21 protein-coding genes and 1 riboswitch are annotated in these 24,646 nt (G+C 63.7%); of the genes, 11 read left to right on the top strand and 10 right to left on the bottom strand.

Annotated elements, in window-relative coordinates:
- Positions 1 to 33: 33 nt before the first annotated feature.
- Both AARI_RS01870 and AARI_RS01865 read right to left on the bottom strand, forming a co-directional pair.
- Complete coding sequence (locus AARI_RS01870; protein ID WP_013347681.1) at positions 34 to 648, bottom strand: GerMN domain-containing protein; 615 nt, start codon at positions 646 to 648, stop codon at positions 34 to 36.
- A 155-nt stretch (positions 649 to 803) separates the two neighbouring features.
- Positions 804 to 1,151 carry a zinc ribbon domain-containing protein YjdM gene (locus tag AARI_RS01865; RefSeq protein WP_013347680.1) on the bottom strand — a complete coding sequence of 116 codons (348 nt, stop codon included), beginning with the start codon at positions 1,149 to 1,151 and terminating at the stop codon, positions 804 to 806.
- A 202-nt stretch (positions 1,152 to 1,353) separates the two neighbouring features.
- Here AARI_RS01865 and AARI_RS18375 point away from each other — a divergent pair, with 202 nt between their 5' ends.
- From AARI_RS18375 to AARI_RS18370, 7 genes are all read left to right on the top strand, one after another.
- Positions 1,354 to 2,589, top strand: a complete 1,236-nt coding sequence (locus AARI_RS18375) for a siderophore-interacting protein (RefSeq protein ID WP_013347679.1) — start codon at positions 1,354 to 1,356, stop codon at positions 2,587 to 2,589.
- 168 nt (positions 2,590 to 2,757) lie between these two features.
- Positions 2,758 to 4,143, top strand: a complete 1,386-nt coding sequence (locus tag AARI_RS01855; RefSeq protein WP_013347677.1) for a helix-turn-helix domain-containing protein — start codon at positions 2,758 to 2,760, stop codon at positions 4,141 to 4,143.
- A 196-nt stretch (positions 4,144 to 4,339) separates the two neighbouring features.
- Positions 4,340 to 5,362, top strand: a complete 1,023-nt coding sequence (gene fepB, locus AARI_RS01850) for a Fe2+-enterobactin ABC transporter substrate-binding protein (RefSeq protein WP_013347676.1) — start codon at positions 4,340 to 4,342, stop codon at positions 5,360 to 5,362.
- A 22-nt stretch (positions 5,363 to 5,384) separates the two neighbouring features.
- Positions 5,385 to 6,404 (top strand): FecCD family ABC transporter permease, encoded by a 1,020-nt coding sequence (locus tag AARI_RS01845; RefSeq protein ID WP_013347675.1) that lies wholly within the window; start codon positions 5,385 to 5,387, stop codon positions 6,402 to 6,404.
- A complete protein-coding gene (locus AARI_RS01840) occupies positions 6,401 to 7,420 on the top strand; it encodes a FecCD family ABC transporter permease (RefSeq protein ID WP_013347674.1) in 1,020 nt (339 codons plus the stop codon). Before AARI_RS01845 ends, AARI_RS01840 begins: the two co-directional genes overlap by 4 nt.
- Positions 7,421 to 7,452: 32 nt before the next feature.
- Positions 7,453 to 8,337 (top strand): siderophore-interacting protein, encoded by an 885-nt coding sequence (locus tag AARI_RS01835; RefSeq protein ID WP_013347673.1) that lies wholly within the window; start codon positions 7,453 to 7,455, stop codon positions 8,335 to 8,337.
- On the top strand, positions 8,327 to 9,676 hold the full coding sequence (locus AARI_RS18370; RefSeq protein WP_013347672.1) for an esterase family protein: 1,350 nt from the start codon (positions 8,327 to 8,329) through the stop codon (positions 9,674 to 9,676). Before AARI_RS01835 ends, AARI_RS18370 begins: the two co-directional genes overlap by 11 nt.
- Here the strand turns inward: AARI_RS18370 and AARI_RS01820 are convergent.
- Positions 9,617 to 10,963 (bottom strand): NtaA/DmoA family FMN-dependent monooxygenase, encoded by a 1,347-nt coding sequence (locus tag AARI_RS01820; RefSeq protein ID WP_013347671.1) that lies wholly within the window; start codon positions 10,961 to 10,963, stop codon positions 9,617 to 9,619. The genes AARI_RS18370 and AARI_RS01820 overlap by 60 nt on opposite strands.
- Positions 10,960 to 11,766, bottom strand: coding sequence for a 3-oxoacyl-ACP reductase (locus AARI_RS01815; protein WP_013347670.1), 807 nt, complete (start codon positions 11,764 to 11,766; stop codon positions 10,960 to 10,962). The genes AARI_RS01820 and AARI_RS01815 overlap by 4 nt, the downstream gene beginning before the upstream one ends.
- A 74-nt stretch (positions 11,767 to 11,840) precedes the next feature.
- Positions 11,841 to 11,934: riboswitch (TPP riboswitch) on the bottom strand.
- Positions 11,935 to 12,409: 475 nt separating this feature from the next.
- Between AARI_RS01815 and AARI_RS20245 the strand changes: the two genes are divergently transcribed.
- The 4 genes from AARI_RS20245 (at position 12,410) to AARI_RS01800 (ending at position 15,896) form a co-directional block, all read left to right on the top strand.
- A complete protein-coding gene (locus AARI_RS20245) occupies positions 12,410 to 12,541 on the top strand; it encodes a hypothetical protein (protein ID WP_269446606.1) in 132 nt (43 codons plus the stop codon).
- Positions 12,542 to 12,651: 110 nt separating this feature from the next.
- Complete coding sequence (locus tag AARI_RS01810; protein WP_013347668.1) at positions 12,652 to 13,353, top strand: HNH endonuclease family protein; 702 nt, start codon at positions 12,652 to 12,654, stop codon at positions 13,351 to 13,353.
- A gap of 179 nt (positions 13,354 to 13,532) precedes the next feature.
- Positions 13,533 to 13,742, top strand: coding sequence for a hypothetical protein (locus tag AARI_RS01805; RefSeq protein WP_041648318.1), 210 nt, complete (start codon positions 13,533 to 13,535; stop codon positions 13,740 to 13,742).
- Positions 13,743 to 13,859: 117 nt separating this feature from the next.
- Positions 13,860 to 15,896, top strand: coding sequence for a bifunctional metallophosphatase/5'-nucleotidase (locus AARI_RS01800; RefSeq protein WP_013347666.1), 2,037 nt, complete (start codon positions 13,860 to 13,862; stop codon positions 15,894 to 15,896).
- Positions 15,897 to 16,060: 164 nt separating this feature from the next.
- On the opposite strand, the gene AARI_RS01795 is transcribed toward AARI_RS01800, so the two are convergent.
- The 6 genes from AARI_RS01795 to AARI_RS01770 form a co-directional block, all read right to left on the bottom strand.
- A complete protein-coding gene (locus AARI_RS01795; protein ID WP_013347665.1) occupies positions 16,061 to 17,497 on the bottom strand; it encodes an IS1380-like element ISAar8 family transposase in 1,437 nt (478 codons plus the stop codon).
- Positions 17,498 to 17,935: 438 nt separating this feature from the next.
- Positions 17,936 to 18,259 carry a putative quinol monooxygenase gene (locus tag AARI_RS01790; RefSeq protein ID WP_013347663.1) on the bottom strand — a complete coding sequence of 108 codons (324 nt, stop codon included), beginning with the start codon at positions 18,257 to 18,259 and terminating at the stop codon, positions 17,936 to 17,938.
- Between the two features lie 4 nt (positions 18,260 to 18,263).
- On the bottom strand, positions 18,264 to 18,680 hold the full coding sequence (locus AARI_RS01785; protein ID WP_013347662.1) for an MmcQ/YjbR family DNA-binding protein: 417 nt from the start codon (positions 18,678 to 18,680) through the stop codon (positions 18,264 to 18,266).
- Between the two features lie 47 nt (positions 18,681 to 18,727).
- Positions 18,728 to 19,666, bottom strand: coding sequence for a class C sortase (locus AARI_RS01780; RefSeq protein ID WP_013347661.1), 939 nt, complete (start codon positions 19,664 to 19,666; stop codon positions 18,728 to 18,730).
- Positions 19,667 to 19,796: 130 nt separating this feature from the next.
- Positions 19,797 to 21,305, bottom strand: a complete 1,509-nt coding sequence (locus AARI_RS01775) for a SpaH/EbpB family LPXTG-anchored major pilin (RefSeq protein ID WP_041648316.1) — start codon at positions 21,303 to 21,305, stop codon at positions 19,797 to 19,799.
- A gap of 112 nt (positions 21,306 to 21,417) precedes the next feature.
- Positions 21,418 to 24,618: a DUF7927 domain-containing protein gene (locus AARI_RS01770; RefSeq protein WP_013347659.1), complete on the bottom strand. Its 3,201-nt coding sequence runs from the start codon at positions 24,616 to 24,618 to the stop codon at positions 21,418 to 21,420.
- Positions 24,619 to 24,646: the final 28 nt, after the last annotated feature.

Below are 24,646 nucleotides of genomic sequence, written 5' to 3'. Positions count from 1 at the left end.
CCTCCCCCTTGCCGGGGAGGCGGGCCGCCGTACTTATTTCTGGCTCAACACCTCATCGAGCTCAACTCCGTTGACCCTGATTTCCGCCCGACCGGTGCCGGCGGCCGTCATGGCCGTGTATTTGAGTTGCTCGACAATGCGCGGGTCATCGCACACCCCGCCGGAGACGACCAGGCCGGACAGGTCCACGGTGACCGTGTCATCGGCAACCTGCGCCGACACGTACGTCAGGTCCGAGGCGGACAGCGCATTGCGCAGCCCGGATTCGCCGTGGGTGTCCTGCTTGTCGGCCAGCAGACTCGTCATCGCGGCTGCGAGCTGATCGGAGAAGGTCTTCTCCCCGGTGTAGGTGGCGATGATGGAGTCACCGCAGCCAATTTCGGGACCGGCAACCCCGTCGTCCCCGACGGCGACATAAAACAGCGTCAACGCGGCCGTCTGCTGGGAAGGGCTGGTGCCGGTGGGCGTATCCGTCGTGGCCGGCGACGAGGTAGCCGGGGTGGAGGTGGCCGGGGAGGTCATGTCGTTCGCCGTCGGCAACTGCGAGGCCGACGGATCCGAGCCGGTGCCACCGCTGCAAGAGCTCAGCACCAGGCAAAAGCTGAGGAGCGCCGGGATTCCCCGGCGGGCAAACCGATGAGACCACATGATGATTCTCCTTTCAGAGATTCCTCGGGCGTGGTGCTCTTAACCTTAGGTTTGCCCTCCGCCGTGTCACAGCACGGGAGCGTTGCGATTCAGGCACGTCACGGTTGCGCGGCGGGGGCCGCGGGTGCACCGTGGGTGCGGGTAAGAAGCCCTCGCTAGATCTTCTTCACGATCGAGGACTTCAGTTCCATCTGGCCGAAACCGTCAACCTTGGCCGCGATGTCGTGGTCACCGTTGCCGGCCACCAGACGGATGTTGCGGACCTTGGTGCCAGCCTTCAGCGCGCCCTGCGCCCCCTTGACCTTCAGGGTCTTGGTGATGCTGACGGTGTCACCGTCCTGCAGGACGTTGCCAACTGCATCCTTGATGACCTGCTCGGTCGGCTCGGCCGACTCGGTTTCGGCGTTCCATTCGTGGCCGCACTCCGGGCAGACCAACAGTGCGTCAAGTTCGTAGGTGTACGGGCTGGAGCACTGTGGGCACGGCGGCAGGGTTTCAGACATGCGGCCAATTTTAGTGAGCCGACCAGGGGTTTGTCGAACAGGTCGGTTATCGAATGGCCGGGGTGCAGACACCGAAAATCGGACGGAATGGATGTGAGATTTGCCCGTTCCGCTCACGGGCAAACCGTCTTGTAAAGACCGGGAAAGTCGCGCAAACTAAGGCTTAGGAAGCAACGTCCGGACCTGCGCTAAGGGGCACAGCATGTCAAAGCACCACAAGTACAACAAGTACGGACCCCAGGTGACGGTTTCGGCCCGCGACGGCATCACGCTGGACGTGATTCGGCAAGCGGAGAAGGCCGGGGCCAAGGCCGGACATGACGTCGCCAAGGCCATGCTGTATCAAAGCATCGGCACGGGCTCCGCACTCACCGGGCCGCAGGCCGAGGAACTGCTGGCCGCGGCCGAACGCGCGGGCGCCGCGGCAGCGCTGAGCGCGGCCCGCAAGGTTCTGGACAAGACCGTGCGGACCTCCTTTCACGGCGCCGGTGCCGAACCAGCGGCCCCCACCGCACCGCTCGCTCCCCCGGCCGCAGTTCCAACCGCTTTTCCGACCGCGGTTCCGGCTCCCGCCGCGCAGGAAGCGCCACCGGCTCTCCCCTACGCTCAGACCTATGAGGAGCCGCTGGCCGAGTACCGGCCACCCATCAGCTATCACGAGGCCCCACGTGGCAAGGTGACGCAGCACGTACTGACCATCACCCGGGTACAACGCCTCAGTGACCAGCTGGTCAGGATCGTGGCCAGCGCACCGGACTTGGACGGATACCGTTCCAATGGGGCCTTGGATGAGTACGTCAAGGTGTTCGTCGCCGATCCCGCGCTGGGCCTGGTGCCGCCCTATGACATTAAGGCGTTGCGTCAGCGGCTGCCGCGCGAGCAGGTGCCGCGCTCCAAGTCCTACACGATCCGCTGGGTCGACCCGGTGGTCGACGAACTGGCAATCGACTTCGTGGTGCATGGCGAGCCGGGCACGGTCGGGCACTGGGCCGGGCAGGTGGAGCCGGGGGCGGCGCTGGTCATCTCCCCGGCCCGCAGCAAGCATTCGGTGAACCTCACCGCGCCCTACTACGTGCTGGCCGCGGACGAGGCCGGCATCCCGGCCATCAGCAAGGTGCTTGAGGCCCTGCCGGACACCACCGAGGGCGTGGCACTGCTGGAGGTGGCCGATGAAGGCGCAATGTTTGACGTGAAACATCCGGCAGGAGTTGAATTGCGCTGGCTCTCACGCGACGGATCCCCGGCCGGGCGCAGCGATGCGCTGCCCTACACCATGCAGACCCTGCAGGTTCCCGGGCATGGTCTGGGGGTCATTGCCCACGCCGAACGCACCACCATCAAAAACATCGGGCGCATCTGCTCTGGCTGGAACACGGACAAACGCGCCAGCCATATTTCGTCCTACTGGACGCTGCGCGAAGGGCGCCTGCTGCGCTGAACGAGGTTCGGGCCCGGTTCGGCGGGCTACACATCATCGGCAACATTGGATTCGACAGGGAAACGCCCATGACGCAGCAGTATGATTCGTTCATGTGGCGTGCCCGTGCGCGCCGGATCCCAAGAGCAGGAAAACAATCGGTTCAGGTTGCGAGCCCCGGGGTGCGGCATGAGCGGTAGCCGGCTACAGGCGCCCGGGATTCCGGGCCCCGAACCGGTGGTGGTGCATTGGAAGTGCAATCTCACCTACAGCATTGTGGTGTGGGTCAGTTCGGGGACGGCGCGGATCCATCTGGAGGACCAGGTCCGCGAGCTGCGTGCCGGGCAGGCGCTGTGGGTGCCGCCCTACGTGGCGCACATGGTGGAACACGATGCCGAGTCGCTCGCCCTGTCCATCATGGTCACCGCCCGGCGCGGCTGGGGGCTGGGTAGCGAACCGGTGCTGATCGATGTGCCGCCCTCACATGCGCAGTGGATGTTCCACCTGATGCTGCTCACGCTCTCCCCGCTGCATTCGGGGCAGGTTCCCGGCAAGCGCATCGTCGAGATGCTCACGCATTTCGCGGCGCACAAACGTTCCGAGACACCGCCGCTGCCCCTGGTCATGCCGCGGCACCCGGCCGCCCGTCAGGTGGCCGCACGGCTGCTCTCCGATCCGGGTAGTGAGCTGCGACTGGAGGACTTCGCGGCCCAGCTATCCGTCTCCGAGCGGACGTTGCGCCGGGCTTTTCGCACCGACACCGGGTTGGGTTTTCGGCAGTGGCGACAGCAGGCACAGCTGGGCGGGCTGGACCGCGCCCTGCCGCTGCGCACCCAGCAGGTTCCCGCGTTCACCACCCGGTGGATGCACCTGACCCGCGATGATCTGGTGCTCTGGGCCTTGCGCGGGCGGGCCAGCGTGCACCGCCTGTCCCCGGGGGATCATACCGCCGCCGAGTCCACCCAGGCCCTGCAGGCCGGACAGTTTCTGCTGGTGCCGGCCGGACAGTCGCTGCGTGTGGAGATCGAACAGGGGTCCTTGCTGATACCGTTGCCGTTGCCCGCCGGTTCGCTGCCTGCCGACCCGGCGCACCGGATGCCCTGTCAGCTGCCGGCGGACTATTTTCAGACCATGCTGCACCGGGCGATCTCCCACATCACGCTGCTACGCCCCGTGCACTTTGACCGGGTGAACACCCTGCGCCTGTTGGAGCATGTCCCGAACTTCCCGGGGCTGCGCTATCCGCGCGATCCGGTGTTGCGCCGCATCGCCGGGGAACTGACCACGGATGTGCGGGGCAAGGTGCGCGCCGCGGAGTTGGCCGCACGGCACGGGTTCAGCCTGCGCCAGTTGCAGCGTCGCTGGCTGGCCGAGACCGGGCTGGGGTTGCGGCCCTGGCGTCAGGCTCATCGTTTCCAGCATGCCGATGCCCTGTTAAACTCGGGTTTCGCTGTCCCGTTCGTCGCGGCCCAGCTGGGGTTTACCGAGCCGGGAAACTTCGCCCGCGCCTATCAGAAACTGCGCGGCTACCGCCCGAAGACCGCCACCCACGTGCTACCAACGGACATTTTCTAATCATTTTACGACAGACGCGCTGGGTCGCCGCCCGGGTCACGAACCTCGAAAAACCGTGATGTTCTCGGGGAAAATCACCGAAACCGGGTCGGGCTGGACAAGGTGAGCCTAAATTAACCCGGCTAGGCTCGAAGACTGTCATCTATTGGATACCCCTACCGCGCCCTGCGCGATCACCCTCCGAGGAGCAGCCCCAGTGCATTCACACGTCTTCAAGTTCGCATCCGCCGCCGCTGCGGCGGCCCTGACCCTGTCTCTTGGCGCCTGCGCATCCTACAGCACCGCCGAAACCACCACCGACGGCAGCAGCGCCGAGGCGGAGACCGGCACCTGGCCGCGCACCGTCACCGACGACGCCGGCAACGAGGTTGAAATCCCGGCCAAGCCCGAGCGCATCGTGTCCACCACGGTGTCCACCACCGGTTCGCTGTTGGCCCTGGATGCCCCGCTCGTGGGTTCGGCCACCGCGGCGATCAGCCCGCAGAGCGATGAGAACGGCTGGTTCACCCAGTGGGCCGACGTGGCCGTGGAGCGCGACCTGGAGCCGATCTACCAGCTGGGCAACTTCGACCTGGAAGCCGTCGTGGCCCAGGATCCGGACCTGATCGTGGTCTCCACCTCCGGTGCCGACTCGGAAATCGACAATCTGGCCCAGCTGCAGGACATCGCCCCGACCTACGTGGTCAACTACGGTGACAAGGACTGGAAGGAGCTGACCGAGGAGCTCGGTGAAGCCACCGGTACCGAGGCCAACGCCGCGGCCGTGATCGACGAATTCGACCAGCGTGCCGAGAGCATCAAGCAGAAGCTGGCCATCCCGGCCGGGACCACCGCCTCGATCGTCTCCTACAACCAGGGCGATGACTCCCCGGTGGGCAAGACCACCGGCCCGCACGCCGCGCTGATCTCCTCCCTGGGCTTTGACATCGTTGAGCCGCCGGCCGAGTACGACACCTCCACCCAGGTGCGCGAAGACTTCGCGTTCACCAGCTACGAGGGCCTGGCCGAGTCCGCCACCGGCGACGCCGTGTTCCTGATCTCCGCCACCGACGAAATCGCCAAGGCCTTCAAGGACGACGCCACCCTGGCCAACCTGCCGTCGGTGAAGAACGACAACGTCTTCCCGCTGGCCAACTCCTTCCGCCTGGACTACTACTCCTCCAGCGGCATCCTGGATTACTTCGAGAACGATTTCCCGGGACTGAACGAAGCGAAGTAGAGCAGAAATAACCGTACGGCACATGTTGCAACGCACGATCACCGGCCACCGGTCACGGGTTTCCCCGTGGCTGGTGGCTTCGGCCATCCTGGTGCTGCTGGGATTGCTCTCCTGTGCGCTGGGGACCAAGAACATCTCCCTGGCCGAAACCTGGCAGGCGGTCACCGCCTTTGACCCGGAAAACAACAACCACCTGCTGGTGCGCGAACTGCGTGTGCCGCGCACGCTGTTGGCCGTGGTGGTCGGCGCGGCGCTGGGCCTGGCCGGCGCCCTAATGCAGTCGATGACCCGCAACCCGCTGGCCGAGCCCGGCCTGCTGGGGGTCAACGCCGGCGCGGCCTTTGCCGTGGCCGTGGCGATCACGCTGGGCTATGTCCAGCCCGCCGGCTACCTGTTCTTCGCCTTCGCCGGGGCCGCGGCGGCCAGCGTCATCGTCTACCTCATGGGCCGCGGCCGGGGCACCGGCAATGACGTGGTGCGCCTGGTGCTGGCCGGGGCCGGCATGTCGGTGATGCTCATGGCCTCCACCCAGATCCTGGTCATCGGCGGCGGCACCGAAACCCATGAACGCTTCGCCGCCTGGACCACCGGTTCGCTGCAGGGCCGCGGCTATGACGTGCTGCCGCTGACCGCCGTGGTGGTGCTCATCGGTGCGGTGATCGCCCTAGGCCTGTGCCGTGCGCTGGATGCCCTGGCCCTGGGTGAGGACAGCGCCCGATCGTTGGGGGTCAACCCCACCCGGGCCTGGCTGCTGTCCGCCGTGGCCGTGATGCTGCTGGCCGGCGCGGCCACCGCCGCCACCGGGCCGATCAGCTTCATCGGGCTGGCCGCCCCGCACACCGCCCGGATGCTCGTCGGACCGCACCACGTGCGCTACCTGCCGCTGTCCATGCTGCTGGGTGCCGGGGTGCTGCTCATTGCGGATATTACCGGGCGCCTGGTGGCCTCCCCACTGGAAATCGGTGCCGGCGCGATGAGCGCGCTGATCGGCGCACCGGTCTTCATCCTGTTGGCCCGCCGCCGATTGAAGGTGGGCCGATGAGCACCCAGACAACCTCCCGCCGCCGCTTTACCCCGGCCCGCCGCAGGATCGTGCTGGGCACCCTGCTGGTGCTGCTGGCCGCGGTGGCCGTCACCGCCATGGGCACCGGCACCATCACCCTCGGCCCGCAGCAGGTGCTCGCCGCACTCTTCGGGTCCGGGGAACCCAAGGACGTGATGGTGGTGCAGAAGATCCGCGTCCCGCGCGTGCTGACCGCCGTCGGGGTGGGTGCGGCCCTGGGCGCGGCCGGCGCCTGCTTCCAATCGATCTCCCGCAACCCGCTGGGCAGCCCGGACATCATCGGTTTCACCACCGGCGCGGCCACCGGCGCGGTGGCGCAGATCGTGCTGTTCAACGCCGGAGCCTGGGCCACCGGCGCCTCCGCCATGATCTGCGGCCTGCTCACCGCCGCGGTGGTCTACCTGCTGTCCTTCTCCAAACACGCCACCGGCGGACAGCGGCTGGTGATCATCGGCATCGGCGTGGGCGCCATGCTCGGCGCGGTCAACACGATCCTGCTCGCCAAGGGCGACGCCGACCTGGCCGCACAGGCCAACCTCTGGCTCTCCGGTTCGCTGGGCGGACGCACCTGGGCCGACGCGGCGTTGGTGGGGGTGGCGCTGCTGGTGCTGCTGCCGCTGCTCGTGGCCCACGGACGCAACCTGACCATGCTGGAGATGGGCGATGACACCGCCCAGGCCCTGGGCGTGGGCGCCGAAACGGTCCGCCGCCTGACCATTTTCGCCGCCGTCTGCCTCACCGCCGCGGCCACCGCAGCCGCCGGGCCGATCGCGTTCGTGGCCCTGGCCTCCGGTCAGATCATCCGCCAGCTAATCGGCAACCGCAGCGTGCCGATCTGGCAGGCCGCGCTCACCGGCTCCGTGCTGCTGGTCGCCTGCGACGTGATCACCCAGCACCTGCCGCTGCAGGCCCAGGTGCCCATCGGCCTGGCCACCTCGCTGGCCGGCGGGCTGTACCTGCTCTACCTGCTGACCCGTCCGCAGACCCGAACCTGAATCCACCGCTTCACCAATCCGAAGGAGTGCCCATGCCGACTCATGTCATGACCGTCGAGGAAGTCGTCGACTACACCCCCCACCTGCGCCGTGTGGTGTTCGGCGGCCGCGGGGTGGCCGACTACCTTGCCGCACCCCCGTGCGTCCCAAACATCAAGATCTACTTCCCGCAACCGGGACAACCGCTGGATCAGCCCGGCGAAGACGAGCGCGGCCGGTGGGTATTCACCGGAGACCAGCGGGCACGGGTGCGCACCTACACCGTGCGTTGGGCCGACGCGCAGGCCGGACGGCTGGCCATCGACTTTGTGCGCCACGGCGACGAGGGACTGGCCAGCGCCTGGGTGGAACGCATCGTGCCGGGCGATGAGCTTGGCGCACTGGGCGGCGGCGGCCGGGTGCTCAAGCCCGGCGGCTACGCCCTGATGTTCGGCGATGAGACCGCGCTGCCGGCGATCAGCGACACCCTGGAGCACATGCCGGCCGACCAGACCGGACAGGTGTTCATCGAGGTGCTCGACGAGGCCGAGATCCACGAGCTGACCAAACCGGAGGGGGTGCAGGTGCACTGGCTGCCGCGCGGCGGGGTGCCCGCCGGACGCACCCGCCTGCTCATCGAGGCCATGGAGCGGTTCACCCTGCCCGAAGGCCTCGACTACGCCGGGGTGCACCTGTGGGTGTCGGCCGAGTCCGAGGTGGTGCGCTTCGCCCGCCGCTGGGCCGCCACCGTGGGCATCGCACGCGAAAACCGACTGATCATCGGCTACTGGCACCTGGACATGAACGAGGTGGCCTACGCGCAGGACTCCAACCACGACCGGGTGGCCGGAGAGATGGCCTACGAACGCCCCGGCCACGAACACGACCACCACGACCACGACCACGAGCACGACCACGAGCACGCCCATGAGCACTAGGCCCACGTTCCGGCGCCCCGAACCGCGCGGCAGCGGCGCGGCCACCCCGCGGGTGCCCGGGTTCTTCTCCTCACGCGTCGCCGCCGGCGGGATCGACGCGGTGCTCGACGCACTGCGCAGCGGGCAGCTGCCCTACCCACTGGTGGACCGTCGCCCGTCAGACGCGGAGGCAACCGAGGATGACGCTCCGGCGCAGGCCTATGTCACCTTCCTGTGGGTCGACACCCCGGGCGAGGACCCGGTCAGATCCGTGATCCTATCGGCCAACGCGCTGGTGGACCACGAACAGCTGGAGGCCTGCGAATTCGAACCGGTACGCGAGGGGCTGTGGGCCATCACCCTGCAGGTCCCCACCGACTGGGTGGCCTCCTACCGGATCACGCCCCACCGCGGGGCCGGACCGGCGCCCTGGCGCACCGAAACCGAGCGCCGCGCCATCCGGCTGGCCGCGGATACCGGCGGCACCGACCCGCTCAACCCGCACGTGTCCGCCTCGATGAACGGGGCACCGGTCAGCGTGGTCTACGGCCCGGACGCGAAACGCAACGAGCACCTGGCCCCGGCCACCCCCGACCGGCAACGCACCGGCCCGGCCATCGGCGGCTGGGGCGGCGCGGCGGACGCGGAGCCGGCCGTGGAACACCCGCGGCTGAGCCGGCATGTGCTCTGGGATGAGAACTGTGCGCGCGAACGCAACCTGTGGATGTACCGGCCGCCGCACGGCGGACAGGACTCCCCGCTGGTCATCGTGCATGACGGGGCCACCTGGGTGAATTACCTGAACATCGCCGCCTCGCTGGATGCCGCGATCAACGCCGGCACCCTGGCCCCGCTGCACGTGATGTTCGTCGATTCGACCACGGTGCAGATCCGCTCCGCAGAACTTCCGGTCGCTTCGGGCACCACCGCCTCGCTGGCCACCCAGTTCCTGCCCTGGGCGCGGGAGTTCTTCCCGGTCTCTGCGCTACCCGAGCACACGCTGGTCACCGGGTCCTCCTTCGGCGGGCTGGCCGCGCTGCTGGCCGTCACCGAACACCCGCAGCTGTTCGGACGCGCGTTGGCGCAGTCACCCTCACTGTGGCACACCGACCTGTCCTCGGCGCTGGGCGATCTGGCCCCGCAGGTGCACGTGACCATACAGGCCGGCTGCTACGAAACGGAGATCTTCACTTCCTGCGAGCAGGTCTTGGAGGCGCTCGCAGGAAGTGAATCGGCCCGGCGGATCGGCTTTGAGCCGATCTCCGGCGGTCACGACTGGGCCTGGTGGGCCCCGCGCCTGCTAACCGGCCTGAGCCGTTTCTTCCCGGGTGAGGCCCGCGAGCCGGGTCGGCTCCGGTAGCCCCAGGTTGCCGCGCAACGTGTGGTGCTCATACCGGGTGCGGTAGCGGCCGCGGCGTTGCAGCTCGGGGATGACCAGGTCCACAAAGTCCTCCAGCGATCCGGGCAGGGCCGGCGGCATCAGGTTGAAGCCGTCGGCCGCCCCGGAATCCAGCCACCGTTCGATCTGGTCGGCCAGGGTTTGCGGGGTGCCGACCATGGTGCAGTGCCCGCCGCCGGCGGCCAGCAGCCCCAACAGTTCGCGCACCGTGGGGCGGTGCAGTTCGATAAGCCGCAGGATCGTGGTGTAGCGCCCGGCCGGCCCGGTAAACCGCTCCACCGACGGCAGGTCGGGCACCGGAGCGTCCAGGTCCCAGCCGCTGGTGTCCTGCTGCACGAACACGCCCAGCTGGTGCAACGCCTGCGCGGTGGGTAGCAGTGCATCCAGCCGGCGCTGCAGCTCACGGGCCTGAACCTCGGTGGGCGCCACGTAGGCGACCAGCCCGGGCATGATCAGCGGCGGGTGTGCCGCACGTCCGGCGGCCGCGGCGCGGGCGCGGATATCCCGGGCATAATCCAGCGCCATCCGCTCATCTGCGGCCACCGCATAGATGGCCTCGGCATGCCGTGCGGCCAGCGCCCGGCCCGGGCCTGAGGACCCGGCCTGGAAAATCACCGGGTGCCCCTGCGGGCTGCCGGGCACGTTCAGCGGCCCACGCACGGCAAAGTGCTCACCCACATGGTTTAGTTCGCGCAGCTGCGAGGGATCGACGAACCGTCCGGCACGGTCGGTCTCCAGGGCCGTGCGTGGAAAGCTGCCCCACAGTTCGCGCAGCACCGTAAGGAACTCCTCGGCCCGGGCATAGCGTTCGGCGTGCTCCCCCAACCGTTCCCGGGAGTAGTTCTGCGCCTCGGCATCCCACATGCTCGTGACCACGTTGACCCCGGCCCGGCCGGCACACAGATGGTCCAGACTGGCCAGCAGGCGCGCGGCCGCATAGGGCTCGAAGAAGCTGGAGGATACCGTGCAGACCAGGCCCAGGTATTCGGTGTGCTGGCTGAGCGCGGACAGCAGCGTCAGCGGCTCATAGAACCAGGTCGGTCCTGCCTGCGCTGCGGCCGGGGAAAGGCTCTGCCCGTCGGCCAGGAAGAAGGCATCGAACAGCCCGCGTTCGGCGGTGTGCGCCAGCTGAACCCAGTAGTCCAGCTCCCCCAGCCGTTCGGCGGAGGAATCAGCGGCACGCCAGGCGGCCTGGTGGTGACCGGTGCCGTAGGCAAACAGGTTGAAGTGCGCCTGTTTCAGGCTCATCCCTTGACCAGCCCGCCGTCAACGATCAGGTTCTGTCCGGTGACCCCGCGGGAGCCGGGCGCGGCAAAGAACAGCACGGCGTCGGCCAGCTCTTCGGGGGTGGTGACCCGGCGCAGCGGCGTGCCGGAGGCGATCAGGTCAAAGACTTCCGCAGGGGTGGCCGCGGATGCGTCGGTGGTGCGCAGCAGGCCGCCGGAGACCATGTTGACGTTGATACCCGACGGGCCCAGATCATCGGCGAATGTGCGCGTCAGAGACAGCAGGGCCGCCTTGGTCGCGGTGTAGTCATGGTACGGGACCACCGGATGCTGGAACAGGTTCGTGCCGATGTTGATGATGCGCCCGAATCCGGCGGCGCGCATGCCCGGCAGCACGGCCTGGATCGCTGCCACCGGGGCCAATACCGACCCGGCGAACTGGGCCGACAGTTCCTCGGCGCTCAGCTCATCGGCCTTGGAGCGGGCCTCGCCGTTGAAGGAGAAGTCCACCAGGGCGTTGTTGATCAGGGTGGTGATCTGCTGGCCGAAGTGTGCGCCGGCTGCGGCCGCCAGCGCGGCCAGCTGCTCGGGGTCCCGCACATCGGCCTGGATCGCCAGGGCACGCTCCGGGTAGCGGGCCGCCAGCTGGGCCGCGGCCTGCGCCGAGTTGCGGTAGTTGATGACCACCCGCGCACCTGCTTCCAGGAAGGCGGTACTGATTGCGGCACCCAGGCCGCGGGCGCCTCCGGTGACCAGGACCAGCTGGTCCTTGAGCTGTAGTGCAGCGGTGGTGCTCGCCGGTGCGGGTGAGGTGGTTGCGTTCATGGTCGGTGTACTCCTTGAGCTGCGGTTCAAAGCAGCGGATCAAGGCGAACGGAACCCGGGTCAGATGCGGGGCATCGCGGTGTCCAGGACATTCCCTTCGCCAGTGCTAACTGGATCAGGTTCGACGGGTTTCATCTCAGCCGCGTGGCGGCACCCCGTGTCACTATGACCCATTACTACCACATCCTTCGGATCGGTTCCCAGTCCGGGACGTCGCTCGATTCTTCAAAGTTCCCCGTTCGCATGGGCACACCACATCTGGACCCGCCGGTCTAGGGTGCGCAGGGCCGGCCGCTGACAGGTGATGGCAGGCCAGCCCCGCCAGGGCAGCATTGGCCGGTGCGGGAGATTTTCTGACGGGGATCAGTTACCTTGCTCAGGTCTTATCGCCACGGGTGGCGGTAATTTGGGCGGCGATCATGGCGGTGGCGGGTGACCCGTGTGGTCGGCCGCCGACCGAATGGTTCATGGGCCAGTCTGCGGGTGAGCGTGTCTTGTGGGGTTCCAGTGATGCCGCAGGTGCTGAACCACGTATCTGGGGTTTGACCCGACAGAGGATTTCAACTTTCTCCGGAGATGAGGTGCTAAGCGGTTGTGGTCGGTCCGAGCTGATCAAGCTTGGTGAAGTCATAGGTTCAGGTAGGTGCCTGATTCATCTGCTTCGATACGCTCGCTGCGCATCACCCGAGATTACGCTGGTGGCACGGACCAACGAGACGGACCCACGGAGATTCCGGCATCGGTGACACCGGCCCGGGTGTGGGCAACACGCTAGGGCTGCCATCGGCACGGTGTCGGGTGCACGGTCTAGAGTCGTTCAGGGGTCGGGCAGTTGTTCAGCCCCATGATCGTCTTTGCCCCTTCCGTCAGGAGTAGTACCACCGCATGCGACTGCCGCGCCGCGCACTCTCGCTCGTCCTTCTTGCCTCCACGCTTACCCTCGGCGCGTGTTCGTCGCTGCAATCGCTGGATTTCACAACAACCGATGGCGCTCAGGCCGCCACCTCCGGTGCCTACGGTTCCACCGAGGATTACGCCGCGGCACTGGAGCTACTGGATGAGATCGATATCAAGGGTCGTGCCCCCAAGACCGGGTATTCGCGTGACCAATTCGGTGATGGCTGGAAAGATCCGGACCGCAACGGCTGCGATGCGCGCAACGACATTCTGGCACGCGATCTACAAGATGTGACCTATAAGGGCAGTAGTTCCTGCGTGGTACTCACCGGGACCTTCGATGACCCGTATACCGGAACCACCATTGAATTCCTGCGAGGGCAGGGTACAAGCACCGCTGTGCAGATCGATCACGTGGTGGCGCTCTCGGATGCCTGGCAGAAGGGAGCCCAGCAATGGGATGCACAGACCAGACTCGAATTTGCCAATGATCCGTTGAACCTCATGGCCTCGGACGGATCCGCGAATGCTTCAAAGGGTGACAAGGATGCCGCGTCTTGGCTGCCACCGAACAAGAGTTTCCGCTGCGCGTATGTGGCCCGGCAAACTCAAGTCAAGGCGAAATATGATGCGTGGATGACACAGGCGGAGCACGACGCCATTGAGCAGCTGCTCACCGCCTGCGTCTAAGGATTCCACCCACGGGCGGATCGGTTCCCAGCAAACTAACACCTGCGGACCATGTTTTTTCCATCACTTGTATGAGAGCATGGATATTATTCCACACGATAGCGAATAGGTTTCGCTATTTTCCGCAGTAAAAGCGCGGTCGGAACTCACGGCCACAATCTACGGTGCAAGGATGTGCAATGAAAACACGAGTGCTCGGCGCGGCCCTGCTCTTCGCTAGTATCGGTCTGTTTGCCTTCGCCCTGGACACCTCCCAGCGCTCGGTGGCCACAGCATGCTGGGTGACCTCGACCCTGATGTTCATCTGCGCCGCAATGTTGCTACTCAGCGGCATTGTCGGCGCCTCATCGGTCAGCGCCGGAGAAGCCAGGCCCAAACGTCGGCGGTAGTCTTCCACCCGGACAAATCCCCAGCTTTAACTCGCGAAATTCACTCAGGGGTATCGACAGGTTCACGTTCATCCGATAGACATGAATCACATCACGCGTTTAACCCTGAGGAGAAGCATGCCTGCCATCGGGCGGATCAGAACCATTACCCTGAGCACCTTGACAACCGCGGCCCTCGTCGCCGCTGGCTGCACGGTAGCCCAGGCGACCACAACCCCGGAAGCCGACGCCGAGTCGACCTTCACCCTGGACCTGCTGGACATCAATGACTTCCACGGACGCATCGGCGCCAGCAGCGATTCGGCCGGCGCGGCCGTGCTCGCCGGAGCGGTGGATCAGCTGCGTGCCGCGAACCCATACACCCTGTTCGTTTCGGCCGGCGACAATATCGGCGCCTCCACCTTCGCCTCGGCCTCGCAGGATGACAATCCGACCATCGATGCTCTGGGCCTTGGCGGTCTGGATGTCTCCGCGGTCGGCAACCACGAGTTTGATAAGGGCTTCGAGGACCTCATCGGCCGGGTCACCGACCGCTATGCACAGGCCTCCGGTGGGGACGGCGGCGACTACACGCTCGGCGCCAACGTGTATGAGAAGGGCAGCACGACCCCTGCCCTACCCGAATATGCGTTGCGCGAGGTCAACGGGGTCAGCGTCGGCTTCATCGGTACCGTCACCGAGGACGTTCCCTCGCTGGTCTCTCCTTCCGGGATCACCGAACTGGATTTTGGCAGCGAGTTGGAGGCCGCCAACCGGGTAGCCGGGCAGCTTTCGGATGGAGATGACGCCAACGGCGAGGCCGACGTCATTGTCCTGCTGACCCACAACGGCTCGGAAAGCGCCGACTGCTCCACGATTGCCTCCGAAACCACCTCCTACGGTGAGCTGGTGCGTGAGGCCGACGCCCAGATCGATGCCATCGTTTCCGGCCACACCCACCAGTCCTATGACTGCCAGATCGCCGGACCGGACGGTGAGCGCCCGGTCATCCAGGCCCACCAGTATGGCACCACGCTGGGCAAGGTCTCCCTTGAGATCGACGAGGACAGCGGCGAGGTGGTCTCCTCCTCGACCGAACTGCTCGCACTGACCTCCCAGGATGCCGAGGGCAACTGGCAGACTAACTACCCGGCCAACAGCACCGTACAGCAGATCGTGGATCAGGCCATCGCGGACTCCGAAGAAGTCGGCAGCATCGAGGTCGGCAAGATTTCCGAGGACATCCTGCGCGGCGGCCAGCCTTCCGGGGCTGACCGTGGTGTGGAATCCACCCTGGGCAACACCGTGGCCGATATTCACCAGTGGGCCACCAGCAATGAGAACTATGGCGGTGAGCCAACCCAGATCGCCTTCATGAACCCCGGTGGCCTGCGCGCGGACCTGCTCTATGGTGAGGACGGCACGGTCAGTTACAAGGACGCCGCCGAGGTGCAGCCCTTCGCCAATACGCTGGTCACCTTCGACCTGACCGGAGCACAGATCCGTGAGGTGCTGGAACAGCAGTGGCAGCCGGCCGGCTCAGAGCGGGCCAAGCTGCATCTGGGGATTTCCGAGGCCCTGGCCTACACCTACCTTGAGGATGCCCCTGTGGGCGAACACATCCAGCAGATCACCTTCAATGGTGAGCCGCTGGATGAAGCGGCAACCTTCCACGTGGTGGCCAATGCCTTCCTGGCCGCGGGCGGCGATAACTTCACGGCCTTCGCCGAGGGCACCAACCATGCCGATTCGGGGCAGATCGATCTGGACGCCACGGTGAACTACTTCAAGTCTCACGACGTGGTGACCCCCGCTCCGCTGGGCCGCGCCGTGCTGGCCGGCACCGAGTGGGCCACGGTGACACTGTCCACCTCCGAGGTGGCCCCGGGTGAGGAGCTTGAGGTCACTGTCTCCGGCCTGGCCGAAGGGGCACAGATTTCCGCCTCGGCCTTCGCGGGCACCACCGAGTTCACCGACCTGCCGGCGGCCGACGCCGCAGGCACCGTGAGCTTCACCCTGCCGGTGGGCGATGATGTGGACCCGGGCGACTACGAGTTGATCGTTTCGCAGACCCAGCGCGAGGACATCGTGACCGCGTTCAGCGTCGTCGCAGCGCAGCCCACCGCGACCCCGACCCCGACCGAGTCCACCTCGCCTAGCCCAGATTTTTCATGAGGTCTCTGACGGTCATCGAAATCCACTACCCAGGATTCGCGGTGGCCGCTTCTGATTCCGCCCACGCCAAAGAGCGCCGAAACACCAGCGCTGGGTGCCAGGCTCCACCGACCTGGACTGAAATGATCTTTCAATACCAAAGAAACAACAGGACAACCGCCAATTCAAGCAGCCAGCTCACCGCGCCGCCACCGCTGGAAGAACACACCAATACCTTCCTGCAACTGGCAAAGCAACTGCGCTTCTGGTGCTCTCACCGGGATCAACAGCCGGCGCTGCCGGCCACCAGAGACGATTTTCCCAGCCATCGAAAACAGCCGGTACCGCCACCGCTTCAAATCCCACACCGAAGCTTCATGACCACCAGGCAGCACCGCCAACTGCAGCCATGCGACCAAGTTCAAGGCGAACATTGCCAGGTCAGCCCACGCCTGGTTCGCAGCAAAAGACCAATACGGCAGCTTGCCCAACCCCGTGCTCTTGAGCGTTTTAATCCTGTTCTCGCACCGGCCACGGGCACGATGCCGAGCATCAAGGAACGCCACGTTGAACCGCGGAGCATTCGTGAGAAACGCGGTCACCCGATTGCCATCCGTATCGAACAAGTTCGCTTTCGCCCCGGGATGCAACGGCTCAGCACGCAGGTAAATCCGAGTTCCAGGCGGGTATTGCCTCAACTCCAAGACCTTCGTTGCATCAATCACCCACGCATCATCACGCTGATCTCCGTTAGCGTCCAGGGCTGGTTCCCAGTACTTCTTCTCATCGATCCAGCGGATGAAGCGTTCCTTGAGCACCGGCAGCGAATACGACGTGGAGAACTGGAGCCCCAACGAATCCAGGTGGTGCAAGAACTCCCTGGACGACCCAGCACTGTCGGTACGGACCAGGATCTTCTCACCGTGCAGGTTCCCGTGCTCGTCATAGAAATCGTCAGGCAGCTGGGCCAGCGCTTGGGTGAGTACCTCGATATGGGATTTTGCGGAGTTCGCGCCCCTGTTTCCCGGGCGCAGGTGCACGGCGAGGACTTCACCGGTGCCGTTGGCTTTGCCGTAGTCGGCCATGGCGATCATCGGTGAAAAACCGTACCCACCTTTATACGTCCCAGCGCTGGATTCTTTCTCGGAATGGACATGAACCAACGAGGCATCGAGGTCGATAATCAGCGGATTGGCTGCCGTAGCCAGCCGGGCTGGATTCCGCGGCCCGGCCGCATTCCAGACTTTGGAGCGCAGGCTGCGGGTCATGGTGGCGAACCCGTAGGAGAAAGCTTCTGGCTGTTCTTTGATCCGGCCCATGAACCGGCTGACCGTGGCATCCGACGCTACGGAGCCAAAGAGATCTGGTGCGGCTCGTAGCTGGTCAATATCTGTGGCTTGCTCGCCGCCGGCTGCCAAGGACAGAGTCAGGGCGCCGAGGATCTTGCCTGGCCGGTGCGTTGCGGTGGCGGGCACGAATTGGCTGAACCTGTCTTCGCAGAGCCTGCGGAAGTCCAAGGCGTTCAGGAAGCTGGTCAGGACAGACAACCCTGCATGGGAGACCAGGGACTGGCCGGTGAGTTGGGTCGGGATGGCAGGGAAAACGTGGGTAGAATGGTTCACAGAAAAGGTGATCCTTTGAACGGGTATTTTGGAAGCTTAGACACTCCCATTTTCCCAGTTCAGGTCACCTTTTCATCTTTTAAGTCAGTTAATGACTACCGGCCTTCATGAAATACCCGGGCTAGCGCGCAGCCCTCGGAATCGACCAGCCCGTCGAGTAGCTCCTCGACCGGCCCTTCGGGTAGCTCCAGTACGGTTCCGAGCACGTCGGGGAGCCCGGACGGGGACCGCGACGATCTGGCCCAGACCGGTTTCAACGCCAGGTGGCTGGGCCTGAGCGCCGGTGTGATCGTGGTGTTGGGCCTCGGCCTGGTGCTGGTTCGCAGCCTGAGCCGCCGCCGGAGCCACTAACCGGTAGTTACACCACGGCCTCGGTGTTCACTCCTGTCGGAGTGGACGCCGAGGCCGTGGCTTTGCTGTTGTGGTGACAACCGCAACCTAGTCGATAACCAGTTCGCCCATCTTGTCCCAGCCTTCGCCGTCAACCTTGCGTGAGACGATGTCCGGGGTGGAGACCAGCAGCGGGCGCATGGCATCAATTCCCGCAGCGAAATGGTCCGAGTTCACGTGGGCCGCGGCCGCGTCATCGTCACGGAAGGCCTCAACGAGGACATATTCGTTCGGGTTCTCGACGCTCACCGACCAGTCAAACCAGAGGTTGCCCTCTTCGGCGCGGGTGGCCCGGGTGAATTCGGCGACGTGCTCCATGAAGGTCGCAGCGAATTCTGGCTTTACCTGATATTTAACAACGATGAAGTACATGCTCCTAGTCTATTGACCCGTCGGCAATTTTGGTCTGCAGCCGGATATGTTCTTGGTCCCGTCGGGGCAGGCCTTCGACCACCAGATCATAGGAATCCTCGATAAGCTCGCGCACATAGTGCGGGTCCAAGCCGGGTCGGACCGAATTCCAGTGCTTCTTGTTCATGTGATAACCCGGGGTGATCTGCGGATGCTCACTGCGTTGCTGGTCGGCGAGCGCGGGTTCGCATTTCAGGTTCAGCACCGTTTCGCCGTGCAGGTTCAGCAGCAGGGCAAACATCCTGCCCCGTGACCGGTCCGGCCCGGCGACCTTGAACACGGTGGAATCCGGCCCAAACGGGTGATCCACGTAAGAACAGGGCAGTTGCAGGCACAGCTCGGCCCAGGCGAGCTCAACTGATTGTTTATCCGCCTCGGCCATGACCCTGCCCTTCGGTAACCCCCGGGTTTGTTTCTGAGCCTACGGTATCAGCGCTTGCGGGCCGCGGCGCGGCGGGCATCCCCGTATCCGGAACGCCAGAAATAGGTTGCGATGAGCAGCAGTCCGGCGCCGAAGATCAGCGCCCACCACGGAAACCCGGGAATGTCCGGGGCCTGGCCGGCCGCCTGGACATCTTCAATCGGGGTCGGGGTGACCCGTTCACCGGTGACCAGGATGCGCTGACTGTTGATTCCCAGCGGGGTACACGTCACGAGCGTGACCAGGTCTTCTCCCGCCACAGCATGCAGGGTGTCGGTGTCGTCCGGGTCCACCACCTTGGTTTCACGCACCTGATAGGTGAGCACCTCGCCGAACACCTCGATGGTGAACCGATCCCCCACGTCGACCTTGTCCAGGTTGGTGAACATTTCGGCCTGAGCCAGTCCGCGATGAGCCGTGAGCACCGAGTGGGTGTCTGCCCCACCGATCGGGAGGCTGGAGCCTTCCAGGTGTCCAACCCCGCGCAGCAGGGTCTCATCACTCGTGCCGTGGTAGATCGGCAGGTCCACGTCGATGGCCGGGATCCGGACCCGGGCCATGACATCCGAGGATCCGGTGTTGAGCATGTCTTCGTAGCGCAGCGAAGCGTCCGAGCTGGTGCCGCTGCCCGTTGGGACGTTGGCGTTGGCGTCCAGGTTCACCCCGGTGCTCAGGGCCTCGTTGTACCGTTGCGCCAGGGAGAGCTGTTCGTCAACCCCGGGAGATGCGTTCTCCAGGCTGCGGCCCATGTCTTCAATGAGCAGTGACTGGTTGTAGGAGGACATCCAGCTGGCGGCCGAGGGGTACAGCAGGACGCTTAGACCGACCAGGGCCAGTAACGAACTGGCGATGGTGAGCAGTCCCGGACGCCAACGGCGCGATGCTCGTCGGGCGCGGTGAACGCCCGCCGGTCGCGGGCCGGCTGGTGGTGTCATGGTGTCGGGCATGGCATGTCCTCTAAGCGTCTGCAGGAAGGGCCTTGGGACCATCATAAGGGTAAAGCCGCTGATGGCGGGCGGGCAGTGAGCCCGCCCGCCATCAGGGGGAAGTGGACCGGTAGCGGTTACTTGTGTGGTCCTACTTGGTTTCCTCGCGAGCCGAGCGGCGACGGCTCACGATGACCAGGCCACCGGCGAGCAGCAACACTGCGGTGCCGCCGATGACCATCAGGATCTGGCCGTTGGCACCGGTCAGCGGAAGTTCAGGAACATCCTGCTGGCTGTTGACGATGGTTGCGTCGTACACGTTTGCGGTGTTGGCTCCAGTCTTGACCGCAACACCGGTCAACGCCTTGGCGCCGGTTGGGGTTACGTAGCCGGTTGGTGCCTTAACTTCCTTGAGCACGTAGCAGCGCTGTTCGGCATTGATGGTCGGGTTCACGCTGTCGCTAACGAACAGACCGGCAATGTCAACCACACCGTTGGGACCGCTGGTGAACTCGGTGCGCCCGTTGACCTCCAGGGCCGAACCGGTGGCAACTGCGGTGTCGCAGCTTCCGCCGGCGTACGGGGCTTCTGCCGCGTAGACTTCGAAGACCGCATCGGCCAGGGTGGCGTTTGAACCCGCGGCGAGCTTCTGGATGACCAGATCGCCCCAGTTGGTGTTGACCGGGTCGGATTCGATGGTTCCGTCATGACCCGGTGTGTTGATGTAGGCGGTGGCGTCGTTGGAGATTTCGCCAACCTCCTTGACCTCTGCGGAGAAGGTGACAACAACCTTTTTCTCGCCCTGGGACTTCAGCCACTGGCGGCCTGCCTCGTTGAAGGTCACCTTCACACTCTGGCCGTCGTTGGAAACGGTGTAGTAGGAGGAATCGACATCCGCGCCGCCCAGCTTCACCGAGGCCACGCCGTCGTCGTTCAGGCCCAGTCGCGAGTCGAAGGTATCAACGATCTCGAACTTGGTTAGCAGCTCGTCGCCCTTGGTTTTCGGAACGGTGACGGTCACCGGGAAGTTCACCACACCGCCAAGTCCGAGATCCGACTGCGGGTCGATGCTCTTGGTGATGTCCGAGGTGCCGTTCTTCGGGTACACGTTCACGTCGTAGACCCAGGCGTTCTCATACGGGGTGGGGATGGCAACCACAAACGGCTGCGAACGGTCGACGACGGAGGCCGGAGCGTCGGTTTCACACACCACGTACGCGCCGAGCTTCAGGTCGGTCAGGGTGGAAACACCCTGGCTGTTGGTGACATCTGCAACGATCGGGGTGCCCAAGGTGTGACCCGGGATCGAGGTGCAGGCGTTGGACAGATCCAGGTTATCGAGCTGGTCCCAGTCATTGGTGTCGCTGAGGTCGATGTCGGTCAGCTGGTAGGCGGTGAATTCAACCCCGGCAATACCTTCGGAGTTGATAGCGTCCCCCGTGCCAGCAGGATTCTGCGTGGCGGAGGTGCCGTTCTGGTGCTTGTGCTTGTGGATCTTGATCGATCCTTCACGCCCCTGATCGATGTTGCCGGTGTTCAACGCGGAGTTGTCATCGGCCAGCGCGGCCCCGGTTCCCCCGAGCAGTCCCGCCGCGGCAAGGGTCAGTACGCCCAAACCGGACAATACACGCTTCCCCCGAGTGTGCTTGATTTCAGCCATTTCAGCTGTTCCTTTCTTTTGAGCCGCAATGTCCCCAGTGACGGCCGCGAGTGAAATTTGGTAGAGCTCTAGTACGTGAATTGAGTGTTGGTGCTTCAGCCGGAAGCCGGGATTACCCCTGAGCCGCGGCCTTTCTGCGTCGCCAGGCAACAACCCCAAGGGCTGCCATTAAGGCGATGGAACCGGTGATGATAAACGACTGCGTACCCATGCCGCCGGTCAGCGGCAAGGCCAGCGCAGGACGCTGCTCATTTTCCATGTCTCCCAGGTCCCAGATGAGCTTGGCATCATCTGAAGTCCCAATGGTGAATCGGTGTTCGGCATCGTCCAGGACGTACCCGGCCGGAGCCTTGGTTTCCACCAGGGTGTACTCACCCCAGGTCAACCCGGTCAGTTTGAATGCTCCGGCGGCCGGGTCCTTATCCGCTCCGGTGCATTCTGCGGCGGTTTTTTCGATGCAGTCTTCAATTGCAACCTGCTGCCCATCGGCACCCGGACCGCTCAGTTCCCATTCCGAACCCGCGAGGGCGGTCCCGCCGCCGTCGACCTTTTCCCAGGTCACTGATCCCAACACAGGGTGTTCGGTGCAGTTGCTCTGTTCCGGATCACAAACTGGATCTTCTCCGTCAGGAACCAGGAAATTCTTCGCGATACCATTTCCGAATTCAGATTCCTTGATGATCACCGAATAGCTCACGCTTGCAGCAGACTCGGCCTTGAGCTTGCCGGTGATCTGAATCTGATCGCCAACCAATGTGGCATCCAGGCCTTGGCCAGTTTCAAGTGACCCTTCGACGAAGTTGGCGTCATCAAGTACGTCAGCAAGGTAGTCGATGTAGTTGACGTCTACCTCAGAAGCGCCGGTATTCGCGAAGTTCAGCGTGTAGTTCACACGCTGTCCCGGCAGCACCGAAGTTCCGGATTCCGGATCTGAAGATTTCTCAACCACGAGGTTTCCAGCAATTGGGTGCTCAGTACAGGTGGTATCTTCGGGTCCGCACTTTTCAGGAGGTGTCTGTCCGTTCGGCACCACAAAGTTGATAGCCTTGCCATCACCGAAGTTTTCGGTTTTCGCCTTAACTTTGTAGGTCACGTTCAGTGGCTTGCCCGGTGAAACAGCGCCGGTGATCTTGATAGTTTTTCCACTGAGAACTGCGTTCAACCCAGGATCGGCCGTTATCGAGCCCGCCACCAGATCAGCATCGTCCAAAACGCCTTCCAGATGATCGACATAGTCTATATCCGTCGAGAAGGTTCCTTCTGTAGAGAAGGTCAGCTTGTACTCGATCTCTTCTCCAGGCTGAATTTCGGTACCTGAAACAGGGTTGGACGTCTTGACTACAGTGGGAGTTGAAGGCTTCATTTCGTTGGTGATCACGCAATTTGCCTTGTCGCCTACGGTCAATGCCAGAGTGAACTTCTCCGATTGCGAGACCTGAACGGTGCGATCGTTAATCGTGCAGATTACCGACGAGAGTTTGTACCCATTTTGCTGAGTTTCAGCTATCTGGACAGTTTCTTTTCCATCTGGTTTCGAGAATCCGAGATCAAATTTCACTTCACCGTCGGTGTTGGTCTGTTGCGAAGTTTCCGGTGTCAGGCTCGCATTTCCGGTCTGCGTCGCGGCATCGATCGTCCACCCGGAAGCTACCTTGGTGGTTCCTCCCAGATCCTTAACTTTTTTGGTAACAGTTACACCGGCTTGGCATGAGATTGACTTGGCAAAGTCTTCAAGCAGAGGCTTCAAGGCCTCCCAGCCTACGTTCAAGTAGTCGGCCGTGTTCAGCGAAGCGCCAGGTGAGTATTTGACGGGTCCCGAGGTTGCGGCAAGATTATTGTCCGCATTCAGGCCTTCGCCGATGCCAACGTTAATAATGCGTGCTCCTTGCGCTTTGACGGCATTGGCCGAGAACACTGCTGCTTCGAGCTCACGGAAGTAGGTGCTGGTACCTGGCCCAACGGTGCTTTCGATGCCAGAAAACGTCGGGTTTCCATCGGTCAGCACGACTACGAGGTCATACTGTTTTGCGTTTTGAGCAGTAGCCCAAAGACCTGCATCCCAGTTCGTTCCGTTGGACGTGTATCCCTCGCCGCTAAAAGAATTGATGTAATCTTGTATGTCATTTTTGATACGCGTGCTGTTCGTACCGGAGTCAATATTCCGAAGTTCAGGAAAGTTTGGGGTTCCTGCACGCGGTGAAGTATTGCCAAACGAAAACAAGGCCACGGATGAATTCGTCCCGCTCAATGCATCAACGAATCCTTTTCCAGCGTTACCTAGGGTATCGGCCGCACCAGCGTTTTTGACGGAGCCTGAGAGGTCAAACACCAAAGCAACTTTGATACCCAATTCGCAGGTAACTGGAAGTGTAGGGTTCTTGATTGAATTGGCCCATGTCCCGCTGCTGGCGTCTGCGGTCCGCAAGGCACCGTCATGATCCGCAGGCATCGAAATCGTGGAGTTCGAAGTCAAGGTTTTGGTGCGGTACTGATACGTAGATTCTGTCGAACCGTTCGCACCGGTGTTGAACTTGCTCAAGACATTATAGTTCTGAGCTGCGAGAGAGCCAGCTGCAGGCGCTAACTCGCGGATATAGAACTTTGTCCGATTTGCTCCGCCGTTATTTGTATTCGGTACTGAGAAGTAGCAAATCCCGTTGTCGCCGGCTTCGATCTGGCAAGTACCCCAGGGCTCGGTCACTGCATCTCCGATGGAACCATTCCAGCGTACATAGTACAGCTGGAATCGAGCCCCGGTCGAGAAGTTGCTGGCGATGGTTGTTTCCGCCGTACGCACGTCCCCCTTGGTGACCTTGATGATCGTGGAAGTTCGTGTTGGTGTTTTGACAACACTGTTTCCGTTCGCGTCCAGGCTTAGCGGAGAAACAGCAACATCGGCCTGCCGTTCGGCAACATCTTCATCCACAGCTTCTGGAGCATCGCTCGCAGCTTCGATGTCCGAGGACGAACCGTCACGCGACGATTCTGCCAATTCGCTCTCAGCGGTCGGCTCCGAAACCTCGTCAAGGCTCTTAGCAGAGCTCGTTTCTTCATCCGAAGGGCTCGTTTGCAGCGATGCGCTAGGTTCTGCAGTGGCCGTAACCGTTTCGTCCGTTTGGTTGGTACCGGCGGCGAAGGAAGGAACGACTCCCGAGAACGACATGGATGCCACGAGAGCAGCACTCAGCGACAGTCCCCCAACTGCGCGGAGGGTGCGGTTTTTCCAAGTCCCATCACGATGTAAAGTCCGAGACTGCCGGTTTTGGGCGTCGCGAGAGCGCACAAAGCCGTCCCCATCAGGCTTGCCAAACATTGAAATTCCCCAATTTCGATGGGACGCT

This window comes from Glutamicibacter arilaitensis Re117 (assembly GCF_000197735.1).
Taxonomy (GTDB): Bacteria; Actinomycetota; Actinomycetes; order Actinomycetales; family Micrococcaceae; genus Glutamicibacter; species Glutamicibacter arilaitensis.
The sequence above is the reverse complement of the archived record's forward strand: the minus strand, read 5'-3'. Positions and strand labels throughout refer to the sequence as shown.

What these genes read in the sequence shown, in the direction of transcription:
- AARI_RS01870 (WP_013347681.1), bottom strand. Translation starts at nt 648, where the DNA reads ATGTGGTCTCATCGGTTTGCCCGCCGGGGAATCCCGGCGCTCCTCAGC.
- AARI_RS01865 (WP_013347680.1), bottom strand. Translation starts at nt 1,151, where the DNA reads ATGTCTGAAACCCTGCCGCCGTGCCCACAGTGCTCCAGCCCGTACACC.
- AARI_RS18375 (WP_013347679.1), top strand. Translation starts at nt 1,354, where the DNA reads ATGTCAAAGCACCACAAGTACAACAAGTACGGACCCCAGGTGACGGTT.
- AARI_RS01855 (WP_013347677.1), top strand. Translation starts at nt 2,758, where the DNA reads ATGAGCGGTAGCCGGCTACAGGCGCCCGGGATTCCGGGCCCCGAACCG.
- AARI_RS01845 (WP_013347675.1), top strand. Translation starts at nt 5,385, where the DNA reads ATGTTGCAACGCACGATCACCGGCCACCGGTCACGGGTTTCCCCGTGG.
- AARI_RS01840 (WP_013347674.1), top strand. Translation starts at nt 6,401, where the DNA reads ATGAGCACCCAGACAACCTCCCGCCGCCGCTTTACCCCGGCCCGCCGC.
- AARI_RS01835 (WP_013347673.1), top strand. Translation starts at nt 7,453, where the DNA reads ATGCCGACTCATGTCATGACCGTCGAGGAAGTCGTCGACTACACCCCC.
- AARI_RS18370 (WP_013347672.1), top strand. Translation starts at nt 8,327, where the DNA reads ATGAGCACTAGGCCCACGTTCCGGCGCCCCGAACCGCGCGGCAGCGGC.
- AARI_RS01820 (WP_013347671.1), bottom strand. Translation starts at nt 10,963, where the DNA reads ATGAGCCTGAAACAGGCGCACTTCAACCTGTTTGCCTACGGCACCGGT.
- AARI_RS01815 (WP_013347670.1), bottom strand. Translation starts at nt 11,766, where the DNA reads ATGAACGCAACCACCTCACCCGCACCGGCGAGCACCACCGCTGCACTA.
- AARI_RS01810 (WP_013347668.1), top strand. Translation starts at nt 12,652, where the DNA reads ATGCGACTGCCGCGCCGCGCACTCTCGCTCGTCCTTCTTGCCTCCACG.
- AARI_RS01805 (WP_041648318.1), top strand. Translation starts at nt 13,533, where the DNA reads ATGAAAACACGAGTGCTCGGCGCGGCCCTGCTCTTCGCTAGTATCGGT.
- AARI_RS01800 (WP_013347666.1), top strand. Translation starts at nt 13,860, where the DNA reads ATGCCTGCCATCGGGCGGATCAGAACCATTACCCTGAGCACCTTGACA.
- AARI_RS01790 (WP_013347663.1), bottom strand. Translation starts at nt 18,259, where the DNA reads ATGTACTTCATCGTTGTTAAATATCAGGTAAAGCCAGAATTCGCTGCG.
- AARI_RS01785 (WP_013347662.1), bottom strand. Translation starts at nt 18,680, where the DNA reads ATGGCCGAGGCGGATAAACAATCAGTTGAGCTCGCCTGGGCCGAGCTG.
- AARI_RS01780 (WP_013347661.1), bottom strand. Translation starts at nt 19,666, where the DNA reads ATGCCCGACACCATGACACCACCAGCCGGCCCGCGACCGGCGGGCGTT.
- AARI_RS01775 (WP_041648316.1), bottom strand. Translation starts at nt 21,305, where the DNA reads ATGGCTGAAATCAAGCACACTCGGGGGAAGCGTGTATTGTCCGGTTTG.
- AARI_RS01770 (WP_013347659.1), bottom strand. Translation starts at nt 24,618, where the DNA reads ATGTTTGGCAAGCCTGATGGGGACGGCTTTGTGCGCTCTCGCGACGCC.